Below are 14,858 nucleotides of genomic sequence, written 5' to 3'. Positions count from 1 at the left end.
TGCCCAGCTCAGCAGGAGACTTGACGCTCGAGAACGCTGTCATCTTCGACGGCTGGTCCGCCGAACTGACCGAGGGATCACTGCGGGTCGCCGACGGTGTCATCGCTGAGATCGGACCGCGGGTGAGCCGGGCGGGCAGGGTCGTCGACGCCAGGGGCGCGACAGTCATCCCGGGCCTGATCGATGCGCACTTCCACGCCTACGGGATATCTCTGAACAACCTGGAATTCGAAAGCGGGCCGCTGAGCTTCCTCGCACTGGCCGGAGCGCGCAGACTGGAGGCCGCGCTGCGGCGCGGATTCACCACCGTTCGCGACGTCGCCGGTGGCGACATCGGGCTCGCCATGGCGATCGACGCCGGGCTGTTCCCCGCACCGCGCTACCTCTACACCGGGCCTGCGCTGAGCCAGACCGGCGGTCATGGCGACTGCCGACCGGCCGAACTCGACATCTGCGTCCACGGTGGACACATGAACGAGGTCGTCGACGGTGTGACGCCGCTGCGCGCTGCTGTCCGAGAACGATTCCGGCACGGCGCGCACGCCATCAAGATGATGACCTCTGGTGGCGTGGTCTCCCCCGCCGATCCGCTGCTGCCCGCGCAGTACTCCGCCGAGGAGATCGCGGCAGTGGCCGACGAGGCGGCCCGGCGAGGCAGTTACGTCGCGGCGCACGCCTACTCGTCCGAAGCCGTCCGGCATTCCGTGGTCAACGGTGTGCGCTCGGTCGAGCACGGCAACCTGCTCGACGAACCGACCGCGTCGCTGATGGCCGAGCACGAAGCCTTCCTGGTGCCCACGCTGATCGCCTACGACGCGATGGCCCGACGCGGTGAGGAGGTCGGCCTCGCCGAGGTCGCCGCGGAGAAGAACCGGAAGGTGCTCGAAGCAGGCGGAGTGGCGATCGAGCGCGCGCTCGCCGCCGGTGTCCCAGTCGGCTTCGGTTCCGACCTGATGGGCGACCTGGAGAACGAGCAGTTGCTGGGCCTGCGCCTGCAGATCGAGGTCGCGGGCGTGCTCGCCTGCCTCCGGTCCGCTACTTCGGTCAACGCCGCACTCATCCAGCGCGCCGATCTGGGCCGGATCGCGGTCGGCGCCCGGGCCGACCTCCTGCTGTTGGACGGGGATCCGTTCGCCGACCCCGCCGCGCTTTGGGACCAGCAACGGCCACGACTGGTCGTGCAGGGGGGCGCACCACTCGGCAGCACATGACCGCCCTTGCAACGAGAACTCGGCTCCGCCCCGGAGTACCGCACGATCTCCGTCACCGAGTCGGGCGGCGGAGGCCTGCACACCGCCGGTGAACCGACCCGTGCACTCGTGCTCGGCCCGCACGGCAGCAGCGACTCGAGTGCGGCAGCAGGACCGCAGGAGCCGTTCAAGATCTGGACCACGGACCTTTCCGGACTGCTGGAACACCACGTCGTGCTGCCCTTGGCGCTCCTCGTCGCAGCCGCATGGGAGCTTTTCACGCATGCGCTCCAGGACATGGGAAATCACTCGCCGCGGGCTTTCTCGTGGGCGGCCGGGGACGGGCACGGGATGCAGTATGGCTGGGCATCATCGTCGCCTCGATGCACACAGCGTCCGTCGCCGCGCTCGCCGCAGGACGCGTCCTGGTTTCGTAGCACTTCAGCGATGAAGCGACCGCAAGCGCAGTCTTGCGGCGATCGTCCCGTGGATCGGCTGCGTCCTTCGGGACAGCCGGGTCCGGTGTGGTGTTTGTGACGCGGAGGAGGGGGTTCGAACACAATCGACTCCGCCCGAACGGTGCCCGCGGAACAATGACACCTCGCGGTTGATGCCTGATGGTGGTCTGCAACACGCACGTGGCCGAATGCACATGCGACGTTTGCGACATGGGCCTGGAACCGACCTGGCGGCAGCGCTGCCGCATGAACGGAGCTCCCTCACATGAGTCAGCCACCCACCGAGGAATACCGCCGCGCGCTCAGCAGCCGGCACATCAACATGATCGCCCTGGGAGGCGCGATCGGGGTCGGGTTGTTCCTGGGTTCGGGCAAGGCCCTGCACCAGGTCGGCCCCGGCCTCATCGCGATCTACGCGATCGCGGGCCTGATGATCTTCTTCGTGATGCGCGCGCTGGGCGAACTGCTGATGTACCGGCCGGTCAGCGGCTCCTTCGCGGAATACGCCGGGGAATTCGTCGGACCGTGGGCCCGGTTCGCCACCGGGTGGGGGTACTGGCTGGTGTGGATCGTGACCGGCATGGCCGAGATCACCGCCGTCGGCAAGTACTTCCAGTTCTGGTTCCCCCACGTTCCACAATGGATCCCGGCACTCGTCGCGCTGTTCGTCCTCACCGGCGTCAACCTGATCGCGGTACGGCTCTTCGGCGAATTCGAGTTCTGGTTCGCGCTCATCAAGGTGCTCGCCATCATCGGGCTGATCGTGCTGGCCGCGGCGATCCTGGTGTTCGGCTTCAGCGATCTCGGCAGCTCGGCGGCGGTGAGCAACATCTGGTCGCACGGCGGCCTCTTCCCGAACGGCCCGACTGCCGCGCTGCTGTCGTTCCAGATCGTCATGTTCGCCTTCGTGGGCGTGGAAATGGTCGGTCAGACCGCCAGCGAGAGCACGAACCCCGAGAAGGTGCTGCCACGCGCGATCAACTCCGTCATGTGGCGGATCTTGATCTTCTACGTCGGCGCGCTCACGGCGCTGACCGTGCTGGTGCCGTGGAACCAATTCCCGGCGAACGGCAGTCCTTTCGTCCACGCCTTCAGCTTGATCGGCATCCCGGCGGCGGCCGGCGTGGTGAACTTCGTGGTGACCACCGCGGCGCTGTCGTCCTGCAACAGCGGCATCTACTCGACCGGGCGAATGCTGCGCACCCTGTCCCAGGACGGGCAAGCGCCGCGCAAGGCCGGCCGCCTCAACGCCCGCGCCGTGCCATCCCGCGCCATCGCGGTCACGTTCGTCGCGATGCTGCTGGGCGTCCTGATCAACTACCTGGCCCCCGAGGAGGCCTTCACCTACATCACCAGCGCGAGCACCGTCGGCGCCATCTTCACCTGGGGCATGATCATCATCGCCCACCTCGGGTTCCGCCGGAAGGTGGCCGCGGGTGAGATCCGGGCGGGGAAGTTCCGGATGCCCTTCGCCCCGTACTCCAACTACCTCGTGCTCACCTTCCTCGCGCTCGTCGTGGTGCTGCTGGCGTTCGACCCGGAGACCCGGATCGCGCTGTACCTCACCCCGGTCCTGGCCGGCGCGATCGCGGTCGGTTACCTCGCGGTGCGACGCCGCCGACCGGTCACCCCGACGACCGCTCCCGCCGAACGCCTCTGACCTGACGACAGGTGACGGCTCGTGCGTGCGCTGGCCCCCCGTCCCAGCGCACGCACAGCGAGGTTCCCGGGATGTGATCGTCCACTTTAGATCGAAGTGGACCTCTCGGAACAGGCGGCTGACGGTGTCAGGCGGTTTCGTGACTGGCGCGGAGGTAGTTCGTCACGAGCCCTTCGAGATCGGGCGGCTGCGCCTCCCAGCCGGGCGCACCTCGTCCCCGAACACCCGGATCGTCCCGGCCGAGGGCCAGCGCGAGGAACGTGCTCTTGCCCGCGCCGTTCGAGCCGACCAGCCCGACCACCTCGCCCTCGGGCAGATCGACCGCGCATTCCTGGAGGGCCCGGCGACCGCCGTAGTGCTTGGACGGCCCGATGGTGCTCAGGGCGCTCATGATGCGTGGGGCCCTTCGGGCTGAAAGTGCTCATCTCGGACGGCCGCGTACAGCGCATCGACCTCGTCGATCACGAGGCCGCCGCTCTTGGCGCGGCTCATCCAGGCTGCCAGTTCGCGGCGCAGCGGGGCCTCAGCGGCGGTTTGGTCGCTCGCCAGCGAACACGTCACGAAGGTGCCGACCCCGCGCCGCGCCTCGACCAGGCCGTCTCGCTCCAGTTCGCGGTAGGCCTTGAGCACCGTGTTCGGATTGACCGCCGTCGCCTCCACCACCTCACGCGCGGTGGGCAGCCGGTCACCAGGGCCCAGCAGGCCCAGCCGCATGGCCTGCTTGACCTGCTGGATGATCTGGACGTACGTGGAGACCCCGGAACGACGGTCGATCCGGAACTCGATCATACGGCCCAGCATAAACGCTGCGGCTTCCCCGAGCGCGTGACCAGGGGAGAGCCGGCTCAATGCTGTCGCCGCAACGTCCACGCTGTTCCCGTCAACGGAAGTACCACGTCGACGCCGAACACGGCGACGAAGTGATCATCCGGGCGCCGATCGCTGGGCGCTCGCTGGGTTCCGGGAGAATGCGGGCATGGTTGAGCAGAGCATCTGGATGCAGAAGGTCACCGCCGACCCCGGGCACTCCACCTGGTACGTCGAACGCTTCCGTTCCATGGCGCGCGCCGGCGACGATCTCGCCGGGGAAGCCCGCTTCGTAGACGCCCTGGTGCCGCGCCACGCCCGCGTCCTCGACGCCGGCTGCGGACCCGGCCGAGTCGGCGGCCTGTTGGCCGAAGCCGGCCACGACGTCGTCGGCGTCGACGTCGACCCGGTCCTGATCGAGGCCGCTGAGCAAGACCACCCGGGGCCGCTCTGGATGGTCGGCGACCTGGCCGAACTCGACCTTCCCGCCCGGGGCATCACGGCACCGTTCGACGCGATCGTCTGCGCCGGGCACGTGATGACCTTCCTCGCACCGACCACGCGCGGTGCTGTGCTGAAGCGGCTCCGTGCGCACCTCGCGCCGGGCGGCCGGGTCGCGATCGGCTTCGGCGCCGGCCGCGGCTACGAGTTCACCGACTTCTTCGAGGACGCGACGGCGGCAGCACTCGAGCCCGACCTGCTGCTGTCCACTTGGGACCTGCGTCCGTTCACCGACGACTCGAGCTTCCTCGTAGCCGTCCTCCGCGGACGATGAGCGCCGGACCAACCCGCAGGAGAACGAGGAGGAGGGACGTAGTTCGGCCGCGCCGATGAACGCCAGCCGATCCACGGCACCCGCGCCGTAGACGCGATAGCCGGCCGGGGTCCACTCAGCGGACAGCGACCCCCATGCTGCCGCATGGCCCTCAATCAAGATCGAGAACGAGTTCGAAGCAAGCGTGCATCAAACGCCGTTCAGAACACGATCAAGTGCCGCCCGCCCCACAGGTCCCCAGTTCGGCTTGCCGCCGGGAAGACCTCGATCTCCGTTCTGCCCCATGAGCATCAGGAAGAGGCTCTTCAGAGCGGCCAGCCCGCGGGCGCGCCGGATCGCCGCCTCGTCCGCATGCGCGTACATGTCGAAGAACCGTGCGGCCGTGCCCGCGGGTAGCAGCACCCATGCGGCGGCGAGGTCCCACGCCGGGTCGCCGGCGAACATGTCACCGAAGTCGACGATGCCCGAGAGCGTTCCGTCCGAGACGACGGCGTTCGCGGGATGGAGGTCGCCGTGCACCCACACCGGCGGGCCCTCCCACGCGTGGGCCGCAACGGCGTCGTCCCAGACGGCCCGGACGTCGGCAGCTATGTCGTCGGGGGCAACGGCCTGGAAGAAGTTCTCGAAGCCGTCCGTGCAGTTCCTGGGGTGGGCACCGCGGTCCGTGGCGATCGGCGCCTCGGCGGGCGCCTCCACATGGAGCGCCCGGAGGAAGCCCGCCAGCGTGTCGGCCGCGTGGGCGCCGCGGCTGATCGAGCCGTGGTCCAGCGGCTCGCCGGGAACCCACGTCATCACGGTCCAGTGCTTGGGGAAGCGCTCGGACGGTTCGCCGAACCGCACCGGAGTCGGCACCGGGAGCGGCAGGCGCGGAGCCAGCACGGGTAGCCACCGCCGCTCCTTGAGCTGGAGCTCCGGGGTGGGGTCCATGCGCTGCATGCGCACGGCCAACTCATCCCCGAGACGCCACATCTGGTTGCCCCAGCCGCCCGCCACCTCGCGGATGGCCAGCCCTGCAAGGTCTGGATGTTGCTCCTGCAGCACGTCGCGAACCAGGTCTGCGGTGATCTCGATCTCGGTTTCGGTCATGCGAAGTCACAGTACTGCGGCGGCAGGCGGAGCGGGTCTCGCTCCCCGGAACGTCTCGCCGTGATGCCTCTGGCATCACCGATTCGATTTCAGAGAGCTACAGACCAGCGGCTTCGGGACGGACCGGCCAAAGTTCAGAGAAGCCGGGATCGCACCGCCTTCTGCGGCGCTCGCCTCTACGCCCACCTTGGGATAGAATTCGGCGACGCCTGCGCGCGCTGCAGCAGACCGGCGACATCCCGGCCCCCGCGACGCGCAGATCTTGCGACTCAAAGCCGACAACCGCGCACTCCGCGAGCGGCTCGCCGAGGCCACCGGCGCGATCGACGAACTCAGCGACTTCCGCGCACCAGCCATCGCGCGCCTGGCCGTCCAGTCACCCGCCTACGTCGCGGCTGACGAGGACGCCAGAACGTCGATCACACGCCCCCCACGGCGCAATGCGGTCATCGGCCCCCGCTGAAACGGGGCACCGGCAACCGAAACCACAAGCACAACACGCAGATCCGTCCCCACCAGCAGAATCGAGCCGACAATGACATGGTCGATACCACGAATCACCACCGGCGCCGAACGCCGTTTGCTCGAGGGCATGCTCGACCGCAACCGGGCCGAGTTGATCAACGCGGTGCGCGGTCTGCCCGAAGCAGAGGCCCGCCGCCGCCTCGTAGCGTCGCCGACCACCCCGATCGGATTGCTCAAGCACGCCGCAGTCGCCGAACGGATCTGGTTCCAGCACGTCCTGGGGCGCCTGCCCAAGAGCGAATGCGACGGCGGCACGACGGCGGGCGACGCCAGTTTCATCGTCGACGACAACGAGACCCTGGCCGACGTGATCGCCGAATTCGAGCGCGCCAGCGAGCGCTCGCGCGTGATCGCCGCCGACTTCGACCTCGACGACACCACGACGCACCCCGACCTCGGCGACGTCAACCTGCGGTTCATCTACCTGCTCATCATGGAGGACTTCGCGCGTCACGCCGGCCACGGCGACATCCTCCGCGAACAGATCAAGCATCCCGCCGCACCCACCGCCGACGTTTCAGAACAGCCGTGATCGAGTGATCTATGCCGCGAGGCAAGCGGCCAACCCCACGAGGACGACTGAGTCATCCGATGTGCGGTGCGGGGCCCGGCCTCCCAGGAGGCCAGGCCCCGCTCCGTGCCGCGATGCGACCGGCAGACGACGCGCCTCGCGGATGTCCAGGCCCCTCAGACGCAAAGCTTCCAGTCGCCGTTTTCCTTGACCAGCTTCAGGTCTGAGCTTTCCGGTGGCTGCCCGGGAAAAGCCGACTCGACGGTGGCACTGCCGGAGTCGCCGTTCTCCTGGACGCTCTTCACCGAGACCTGAACCGCCTTGAGCTGCTCCAGGTCCTCCGGCTTCGCCGTCTTGAGGAACTCTTCCTTCACCTGCTGCAGCTGTTCGATCTGCGGCATGGCCTGCTCGCACACGATGGGCCGGTAGTCATCCGCCGTGACGCTTCGGGGATCCTTGGTCTCCTTCATCGAAAGTGCCACGTAGTCTTCGGCGGCCGATTGCGCCGAACCACCTCCGAAGACCATGAGGCCAACGCCGGCACCACCGGCCAGAACCACGACCGCCGCAGCAACGCCGAGGATCAGCCCGGTCTTCTTCTTTCCCGCTGCTGGGGTCGCATCAGATTCTTCCGGCTGCTCGTGGGCTGGTGGCTCGACCTCCTCGGCCTCGGCGAACACCGGGTGATCATCCGAGGACGCAGAGTGCCCCGAGTCCTCGTTCTCCGGCTGCTCATCCAAGCCGCCCTGGTCGGGCTCTTGCCGTCGAGATGTCATACAACCCTTTCTGATGCGATCGCGGAACTACCTCTCCCCTGTGTACGCGACCGCGCCCGCCGGTTCCAACGTTCCATGAGCATCCTCGCGATATCCACGGTCCCCCGAACCAGGAGTGGCCGCCTCGCCCACCGGGCCCTATTACCGCCCTTAGGCGCAAGACGCCACACGCACCTGCGGCAACTGGCGACTGGGCGCCCCGGGGTTGACCCCTCCAGCAGCCTCCGCCAGTTTCATATATACATAGCGATGCGTGCATATATTACCGCGTACACCGGCTATGCCGCCCGGGTCGGTAGATTCCTCCCCGGAATCGGCCGCAGCAAGGCCACCAACGCCCAGCAGGTGACGTCGAACCTCGAATGATCGCGTTCGGGCATTGCGCCCGGACGCCGTTGTCCTGCAGCCACGTCACAGGGTTCATCTTCCGACTGCCGGCGTCCCGCACCTCGAAGTGCGCCTGCTCGCTACCACACTCACAAAACAGGGCATAACGAACATCCCGGACTCGATCAGCTACTCTACTATCCAGCATAGTTGGACACGACCACGGGCAGTGCCGCGATGAAAGCCGACCGGAACTGGAACGCTCCCACGCTCGCGCCCGTCCGGGTGGACGCCTCTTCCCCAGGGCGACCGAGGCACACGCCCGACCGCCGAGAGGTAGGTAATGAGCAGGAACCTGCAGCTGACCCTCGTTGTCATCGGGGTAGCCGCCGTGGTGATCTTCACGTTGCTGGTCGTGAACCGGCCCACTCCCCCTGCGGAATCCTCACCACCGGTCCCCGGCGCGGTGCCTGCGGAAGTGCTGGTCCGTCCGGACAGTCATCACCTCTCCACGTCCGCCGACGGGAAAGTCACGCTGGTCGAATTCCTCGACTTCGAGTGCGAGGCGTGCGGTGCGGCATACCCGGCGCTGGAGCAGCTTCGCCAGGACTACGGGGGCGGATCAACTACGTCATCCGGTACTTCCCGGTCCCCAGCCATCGCAACGCCGAGCTCGCGGCCCGCGCCGCCGAGTCCGCCGCCATCCAAGGCAAGTTCGAGCCGATGTACCAGGCCCTCTTCGAGAACCAACGGCTGTGGGGCGAGAAGCAGGAGTCCCAGGAACAGCTCTTCCTGAGCTACGCACGGAACATCGGCCTGGACGTGGACCGGTTCCGCGCCGACCTGAACAATCCGGCCACTGCCGAACGCGTCCGGAAGGACCAACTCGACGGGCTCGCCGCCGGAGTGGAAGGCACGCCGACCTTCTTTCTCAACGGCAAGCGGTTCACGCCGAGCTCCTACCAGGAACTCACGGACGCCATCGATGCCGGACTGGCGAAGTAGCAGACGGTGATCATCTTCGTGACCGGCGGCGCCGAGAGGTTCGGCTGGACCCCGGCAAGCAGTTTCGCCCAGACCGCGAAGTACTCGCCATGCCTGGCCAGCGCTGTGCGGTCGGGTCGAATCCTGGCGGACAGGGCACTTTTTGATCGTTGAGCACCCGGGCAATCCCCGCAAGGCTCTTGCCCTGCAGACGTTGGGCGAACATCCAGGCCGGGCGGGACGGTCGCAGAGCGACCGTGATCACAATCCGGCGTGATCGCCGGGCGGCCGCGATGGCGGGCGCAGCCGGCCTCCACAGTGGAGTCGGGCCGGGGCGGGCGCTCGTGCCGACAGCCTTATGATGATCTTCGGCCGAGGGCCCACCCATCTCCTCGTCGCCGCACCCGGCGCAGCGAACATCTCGCGCCGGCACATCCAGCCATCAGCCTAGGCATAGGGGCGCATGTCCTCTTTCACCGTGTCCGCCAACGAGCAGACCCTGCCGATCCCCGCCGCCGTCGAGCCCCGCGTGCGCCCGATTTGGTGGCAAGTCCTGGCAGTCGCGGCGCTCGCGCTGGCCGCGTTCAACGCTCGCACCGCAGTGACCGCGGTCGGCGCGGCATTGCCCGAGATCCGCACGACGCTGGGTCTCAGCACGACGGCGGTGGCGATCCTCACAGCACTGCCCTGCCTCTGCATCGCCGCGACGACGCTCCTCGTGCCACCCCTTCGCCGCCGCAGCGGCACGCAGACCAGCGTCGTGGTGTTCCTCGGCGTCCTGCTCGCCGGCCAAGCAGTGCGCATCACCCACGGCCAGTGGCTGTTGCTCGCAGGAACCATCCTGGCCTGCTGCGCGATCGGAGGCATGCAAGTCCTCTTGCCCGCCGTCTGCCGGCAGATCGGCGGCCTGCGCACCGCCGCGCTCACGACGTTGTCGGCCAGCATGATCGGAGTCGGAGCGGCCACGGCGACCGCGATCACTCCCTGGCTGACCACCATCCACGGATGGCGCGCGGGACTGGGAATCTGGATCCTCCCCGTCGCGGCCGCACTCTTCCTCTGGATACCGCTGTCACTGAGCCGAACGACGCGCGCCGAATCCCCACCACGTACACCCCGCCGGCGCCGCTCCCTCCTCAGAAGCGCTCGAGCCTGGTATCTGACCCTGTTCATGGGTCTGCAGTCGTTGCAAGCCCTTTCCCTGCTGTCCTGGCAGCCGGTCCTCCTGCGAGCCACCGGAGTCAGCGCGGTCCACGCCGGCGCTCTCAGTGCCGGCAGCCTCGCGGTCAGCATCGTCGCCTCGATGGTCATCACCGCGTCCTGCTACCGCAGCACCACGCGCATCGGCATGTGGATGGTGCTGACCACCTGCAGCGGAGGTCTCGGTCTGCTGGGGCTCCTCGTCGCCGCGACCACCGCTCCCTTCCTGTGGGCGGCACTGCTCGGCGTGGGCATGGCCGCCCTCGCCCCCGCCCTCGCCGCCATACCCGCGCACACCACCGGAGACGACGAAACGACCCGGCTGTCCGCGATGGCCCAGGGCTACGGCTACCTGCTCGCTGCGGTCGGCCCCGCCCTCACCGGCACCCTCCGCGATATCACCGGCACCGTCGACTGGGCACTCGCCGCCCTCCTGTTCTTCTGCCTCCTGCAACTGCTCTTCGCCACCCTCGCGGCTCGTCGCCCCTACGACCTCGACCCACGGCGACCGGCTGACCGCGCGGGCCGACGCCACCCGCCCCACAGCTGCCCAGGAGGGAGACGATGTGCAGTGGCTGCGCGCACAACCACCAGGGTTCCCGACTCGACGACCTGCTCTCGGTCCCCGAACGCGGGCTCGACGGTCAGGAAAGGCAGCTGATCTCCCGGCTTCGGCACTTCACGCGGTCGGCCGACGGTGCGCGAAACGGCGATGTCGCCGGCTGACGAGGTTGCGGCCGTTCACTCCGCCTCGGCCGTCGATGCGCCTCTCGGGAGCGGAATGCAGATCGTCTGCCCGATGTGGATGACGTCCGGGTTGGCGATGTGGTTGTAGTACCCCAGGCGCTGCCACTTCACGTTGTTCCGCTCACCGATCTCGGAGAGCGTGTCCCCGTCCCGCACGGTGTAGGTCTTGCACACGTTCGCGTTCTTCGACAGGCGCAGCGCTTGGCCGGGGAAGATGAGGTTCGGGTTCTCTATGTTGTTGATGCGCTGGAGTTCCTTCCACGGAACGTGGAACCATTCGCCGATCTCGGAGAGCGTGTCGCCCTCCTGCACCGTGTAAATGTTGCAGTTCGTCATTGCTCAGCCTCCTCGTGGTCAGCTGCGCGCTCGGCGCACAGGCAGCTCGTGTCCATGTAAGGCGCAGCCCGCGCGCTGCGGCAATGAGCAACGGGATCCATTGAGGATCCATCTGGCCGCGAACATGGCCGGTGCCGCAACAGCCGGGCATCGTTCAACGCGTTGGCAACGGCTCGACCGCGGTCGGACGGGACCCGAATCGACCGGTCGAAGCCGTCGAAGGTCCTTACCTCCGAAGGCTTTCGGCCGGTAGTTCCATCGGGACCGTGGGGAGCATGATGCCCAAGTCGACCGGGGCGGCGTGCGAGACCAGCGTCCCCTCCTCGGCGAGCTCCAGCAGGTTCGGGAGGGTGTATGCCTCTGCGGCGCCCATGTCCACCTCGTAGCCGAGGTCTTGCAGGCTGGCTACCGTGACTCTGCTGAGCGGATTGTTCTTCGCCGCGATGAACCCCGACATGAGTTCGTTGCGGAAGACGGTCTCGCGCCAGTGGCTGCCGCGAGTGCCGGCTCCGCCGGTGTTCTCCACCGGAACGGCCCGCGGTCGGCCGTCGCGCAAACGGCCGTATTCCTGCTTCGCGGCCCGGCCGGTGAACGTGGGGTTGTCGCTGTCCTCGTCCGCAAGCAGTTCCTTGCGGGACCACACCTGGCCGCCGACGCCGAGCACATGACCCATCTCGTGGGTGATCACGTCGTCGAGCGTGCCCTCCTCTTCCATCTTCTCCAGGTCATCGGTGTCGAACGACATCGCGCCCTTCGCAGGCAGGAAGGCCGAGGCGCCTGAGCCGGCCGTCCGGATGTGCGTCGGACCGGCCTGGCCGAGGATCCTGCCGGGACCGTCGATGCGCACTCCTTGAGCGAGGATGAGGACGTCATCGATGACGTCACCCTCGATTTCGACCTCCGGCAGATCACCCACGATGACGCGAACCCACCGGTCCGCGGCCTGGGTGAACGCGGCCTGCTGCACCTCGGTCAGCCCGCCGAGGAACCGGACCTCGATGGTGAACGGGGACTCGGTTGCGGCAATCGCCTTCGCTTGACCTGCGTCGGCACGGGCGGTGTAGATCGTACGAATACCCGTCGCACTTTTCGTCATGGCGAAAACATCCTCCGCGAATAGGAAATTCGACAAGGTCTGGAATATTCCTTTCCAGCCCAGATGCGTTTCGAACATGGCACCACTTCCAGTGCTGGAGCAACGGCCGAAGGTCCTGGCCGAGTTGTCCGAAGCCTTTGCAGGACAACGATAATCTCGTTCTGCCCTGCGGCTATCGAGCGGCCGCGAGGCCGAGGAGTCGCGGCTGTCCCGACCTCGCGACGACGGTCCAGGACCAATTGCCATACCCGCCACAGGCCTCGGCTTGGTATCGTGAATGAATCGGGCGTGCGATGCCTAGCGGCCAACTGAAGGGTTCTTGGCCAAGTGCCGCGGTGGCGCGGCGCTGGGGTGGTTCACAATGATCGAGCTCATCATCGTCGCCGCGACGAGGTTCTACCGGGAGGGGTTGGCCCTTGTCCTCCAGAACGTCGACGGGTTCGCGGTCCTCTCCGCCCTTGCGCGACCGGAGGAGCTGGAGCCGGATCTGACCGCGCGCAAGCACGCCGTGGTACTGCTCGATATCGCCGACTTGCCGGACGGTCCCAGTGTCGTGATCTCCTTGCTTGCGAGGAATCCCGGACTGCGGATCATCGCCCTGGGCGTGTCCGATCAGGAACATGACGTCCTTGCGTATGCCGAGTTGGGCGCTGCGGGTTACCTGACACGGGACCATTCGATCTCCGAACTGGTTCGGACGATAGAGAGCGTCGCCAATGGGGAGTTGCGTTGTTCGCCGCGCGTTGCCGCTGCCCTGTGCCGCAGGGTGGCCGAGCTGTCGGCGGAGTTGCAGCCCAGTCCGAACGCTGAGGTCCTGAGTCGCAGGGAAGCGCAGGTCGCCGTTCTGCTGGAGCAGGGCTTGTCCAATCAGGAGATCTCCCGGCAGTTGTGCATCGCCTTGGCGACTGTGAAGAACCACGTGCACAACATCCTGGACAAGCTGGGGTTGCAGGGCCGTGCCGCGGCCGCTGCCTGGGCCCGGCAGCAACGCCTGGATCACTCCGTCCTCGTTCGTTCCACGCTGCACCAGGCCTTTCCGCCCAATAGCAGGCACCACTCCGATTGCCGCCCGGATTAGCCCTCGGGAGGGAATTCCACGGCGCAGCCGGTTGCCACCGGACCACGAATCGAGAGGCCTGATCATGCAACCTCGACACAAGCTGTCCGTTCCGCTCAACATCACGATCGAAGTAGGAGGATCGGCCACCGCCGAGACCGCTCAGGTCGCGCACCTCGATGGCGCGCCGCTCGAAATCGCCCGCCCCCGCTCCTACTACGAGGGCTACACCGGGTACGACCCAGGATTCCTCGGGCCCGAATTACCGCTACCGGAACTCTCCGACGAACAGCGCCGCAATGCCGCGAAGATCGACAACGCCCCGCCCGGCGGAGATCCCACCGTCCTCCCGTACACCCACTTCAGCATCGTCGTGAACCGGCGCCGCCAACTCGCCTACTACACGGTGGTGAACATCGACGGCAGCAAGAGCGTCGATTTCGAACGGCAGGCGGACAAGTGGTACTTCGACTCCCGCATCGCGGAATCAGAGCAGATCGGCGAGGCCCTCTACCGGCGCAACGCGCTGGACCGGGGGCATCTCGTCCGGCGGCTCGATCCGGTCTGGGGAGACGACCTGGCGCGGGCGAACGACGACACCTTCCACTTCACGAACTGCTCGCCGCAGCACGAGAAGTTCAACCAGGGGACGGAGCTCTGGCTGGGTCTTGAGAACTTCGTACTCGAGAACGCCGACCTCACGGACAAGAAGATGTCCGTGTTCACCGGCCCGGTCATGACCGATGACGACCCGCTGTACAAGGGCGCCCGGCTTCCCCTGGCGTTCTGGAAGGTCGTCGGCTACTGCAAACCCGATGGCGTGCTTCGCGTCTCCGCGTACATGCTCGAGCAAACGCAACTCATCGAAGACATGCTCCCCTTCGAAGCCGTCTTCGATGCCGGAACGTACCGCATCTCGCTGGAACGACTGCGAGAACGCACAGGTCTTGATTTCCAGTACCTCGAACCGCACGAAACCCCCTTGACGTCCGGCGGGCTCGAAGCGCGAGCGCACAGCGTGCCGTTGAAGGACGACTACTCGAACCTGGTGCTCTAGCTTCCGCCGCCGACCTGGGCCACCTTGCGAGCCAACTCCTGTAGATGTTCGGGAAGTCAAGAACCAGCGCGCCGACGAAGTAGGTCGACAGTCGGCTACGGGTCGACTGCCAACGTCCGTCAGCCAGACGCTCACGGAACTTGGGCAACGCCACCAAAACAGTGTCGATGGCAAGTTCGAACCTCAGGTCCGGATCAGACCTGAGCACTTCCATCGCGGCGGGCGTGACGGCCAGCGCGCGCCCGCGCCAGTCGACCATTTCCATA

General features: G+C 67.1%; 15 protein-coding genes. 9 read left to right on the top strand and 6 right to left on the bottom strand.

Annotated features, from left to right (window positions below):
• The first annotated feature begins 20 nt into the window (after window positions 1-20).
• Both AC07FN_RS25505 and AC07FN_RS25500 read left to right on the top strand, forming a co-directional pair.
• Window positions 21-1,211, top strand: a complete 1,191-nt coding sequence (locus tag AC07FN_RS25505; RefSeq protein ID WP_478397904.1) for a metal-dependent hydrolase family protein — start codon at window positions 21-23, stop codon at window positions 1,209-1,211.
• A 702-nt stretch (window positions 1,212-1,913) separates the two neighbouring features.
• Window positions 1,914-3,308, top strand: a complete 1,395-nt coding sequence (locus AC07FN_RS25500) for an amino acid permease (RefSeq protein WP_478397903.1) — start codon at window positions 1,914-1,916, stop codon at window positions 3,306-3,308.
• A gap of 127 nt (window positions 3,309-3,435) precedes the next feature.
• Here the strand turns inward: AC07FN_RS25500 and AC07FN_RS25495 are convergent, their stop codons facing one another.
• Together AC07FN_RS25495 and AC07FN_RS25490 are read right to left on the bottom strand one after the other, a co-directional pair.
• Window positions 3,436-3,699: an ATP-binding cassette domain-containing protein gene (locus AC07FN_RS25495; RefSeq protein WP_478397902.1), complete on the bottom strand. Its 264-nt coding sequence runs from the start codon at window positions 3,697-3,699 to the stop codon at window positions 3,436-3,438.
• Window positions 3,696-4,097, bottom strand: a complete 402-nt coding sequence (locus tag AC07FN_RS25490) for a GntR family transcriptional regulator (protein WP_478397930.1) — start codon at window positions 4,095-4,097, stop codon at window positions 3,696-3,698. The genes AC07FN_RS25495 and AC07FN_RS25490 overlap by 4 nt, the downstream gene beginning before the upstream one ends.
• A gap of 187 nt (window positions 4,098-4,284) precedes the next feature.
• Here AC07FN_RS25490 and AC07FN_RS25485 point away from each other — a divergent pair, with 187 nt between their 5' ends.
• Window positions 4,285-4,890: a class I SAM-dependent methyltransferase gene (locus AC07FN_RS25485; RefSeq protein WP_478397901.1), complete on the top strand. Its 606-nt coding sequence runs from the start codon at window positions 4,285-4,287 to the stop codon at window positions 4,888-4,890.
• A 189-nt stretch (window positions 4,891-5,079) separates the two neighbouring features.
• Here AC07FN_RS25485 and AC07FN_RS25480 read toward each other — a convergent pair whose 3' ends face one another.
• A complete protein-coding gene (locus tag AC07FN_RS25480; protein ID WP_478397900.1) occupies window positions 5,080-5,976 on the bottom strand; it encodes an aminoglycoside phosphotransferase family protein in 897 nt (298 codons plus the stop codon).
• 262 nt (window positions 5,977-6,238) lie between these two features.
• Here AC07FN_RS25480 and AC07FN_RS25475 point away from each other — a divergent pair, with 262 nt between their 5' ends.
• Both AC07FN_RS25475 and AC07FN_RS25470 read left to right on the top strand, forming a co-directional pair.
• On the top strand, window positions 6,239-6,439 hold the full coding sequence (locus AC07FN_RS25475) for a hypothetical protein (protein WP_478397899.1): 201 nt from the start codon (window positions 6,239-6,241) through the stop codon (window positions 6,437-6,439).
• Between the two features lie 129 nt (window positions 6,440-6,568).
• A complete protein-coding gene (locus tag AC07FN_RS25470) occupies window positions 6,569-7,033 on the top strand; it encodes a DinB family protein (RefSeq protein WP_478397898.1) in 465 nt (154 codons plus the stop codon).
• 155 nt (window positions 7,034-7,188) lie between these two features.
• Here the strand turns inward: AC07FN_RS25470 and AC07FN_RS25465 are convergent, their stop codons facing one another.
• Window positions 7,189-7,692, bottom strand: coding sequence for an Rv0361 family membrane protein (locus tag AC07FN_RS25465; RefSeq protein WP_478397897.1), 504 nt, complete (start codon window positions 7,690-7,692; stop codon window positions 7,189-7,191).
• 990 nt (window positions 7,693-8,682) lie between these two features.
• Here AC07FN_RS25465 and AC07FN_RS25460 point away from each other — a divergent pair.
• The gene (locus AC07FN_RS25460) at window positions 8,683-9,120 is read left to right on the top strand and encodes a DsbA family protein (protein WP_478397896.1); all 438 of its coding nucleotides are present in this window, start codon (window positions 8,683-8,685) and stop codon (window positions 9,118-9,120) included.
• A 442-nt stretch (window positions 9,121-9,562) separates the two neighbouring features.
• Window positions 9,563-10,960, top strand: a complete 1,398-nt coding sequence (locus AC07FN_RS25455) for an MFS transporter (protein WP_478397895.1) — start codon at window positions 9,563-9,565, stop codon at window positions 10,958-10,960.
• 80 nt (window positions 10,961-11,040) lie between these two features.
• On the opposite strand, the gene AC07FN_RS25450 is transcribed toward AC07FN_RS25455, so the two are convergent.
• A complete protein-coding gene (locus tag AC07FN_RS25450) occupies window positions 11,041-11,382 on the bottom strand; it encodes a LysM peptidoglycan-binding domain-containing protein (protein WP_478397894.1) in 342 nt (113 codons plus the stop codon).
• Window positions 11,383-11,608: 226 nt separating this feature from the next.
• Complete coding sequence (locus tag AC07FN_RS25445) at window positions 11,609-12,478, bottom strand: leishmanolysin-related zinc metalloendopeptidase (protein WP_478397893.1); 870 nt, start codon at window positions 12,476-12,478, stop codon at window positions 11,609-11,611.
• A gap of 361 nt (window positions 12,479-12,839) precedes the next feature.
• On the opposite strand from AC07FN_RS25445, the gene AC07FN_RS25440 reads away from it, so the two are divergent.
• Window positions 12,840-13,556, top strand: a complete 717-nt coding sequence (locus AC07FN_RS25440) for a LuxR C-terminal-related transcriptional regulator (protein ID WP_478397892.1) — start codon at window positions 12,840-12,842, stop codon at window positions 13,554-13,556.
• Window positions 13,557-13,620: 64 nt separating this feature from the next.
• Entirely contained in the window at window positions 13,621-14,592 is a 972-nt protein-coding gene (locus AC07FN_RS25435; protein ID WP_478397891.1) for a DNA/RNA non-specific endonuclease, read from the top strand.
• The last annotated feature ends 266 nt before the right edge of the window (window positions 14,593-14,858 follow it).

This window comes from Saccharopolyspora sp. NPDC045941 (assembly GCF_056431445.1).
Note: the sequence above shows the minus strand (reverse complement) of the source record. Positions and strands in the feature narration are given on the sequence as shown.

Coding starts and splice junctions, on each gene's coding strand:
- AC07FN_RS25500 (WP_478397903.1), top strand. CDS start 1,914: ATGAGTCAGCCACCCACCGAGGAATACCGCCGCGCGCTCAGCAGCCGG.
- AC07FN_RS25495 (WP_478397902.1), bottom strand. CDS start 3,699: ATGAGCGCCCTGAGCACCATCGGGCCGTCCAAGCACTACGGCGGTCGC.
- AC07FN_RS25490 (WP_478397930.1), bottom strand. CDS start 4,097: ATGATCGAGTTCCGGATCGACCGTCGTTCCGGGGTCTCCACGTACGTC.
- AC07FN_RS25485 (WP_478397901.1), top strand. CDS start 4,285: ATGGTTGAGCAGAGCATCTGGATGCAGAAGGTCACCGCCGACCCCGGG.
- AC07FN_RS25480 (WP_478397900.1), bottom strand. CDS start 5,976: ATGACCGAAACCGAGATCGAGATCACCGCAGACCTGGTTCGCGACGTG.
- AC07FN_RS25470 (WP_478397898.1), top strand. CDS start 6,569: ATGCTCGACCGCAACCGGGCCGAGTTGATCAACGCGGTGCGCGGTCTG.
- AC07FN_RS25455 (WP_478397895.1), top strand. CDS start 9,563: ATGTCCTCTTTCACCGTGTCCGCCAACGAGCAGACCCTGCCGATCCCC.
- AC07FN_RS25450 (WP_478397894.1), bottom strand. CDS start 11,382: ATGACGAACTGCAACATTTACACGGTGCAGGAGGGCGACACGCTCTCC.
- AC07FN_RS25445 (WP_478397893.1), bottom strand. CDS start 12,478: ATGACGAAAAGTGCGACGGGTATTCGTACGATCTACACCGCCCGTGCC.
- AC07FN_RS25440 (WP_478397892.1), top strand. CDS start 12,840: ATGATCGAGCTCATCATCGTCGCCGCGACGAGGTTCTACCGGGAGGGG.
- AC07FN_RS25435 (WP_478397891.1), top strand. CDS start 13,621: ATGCAACCTCGACACAAGCTGTCCGTTCCGCTCAACATCACGATCGAA.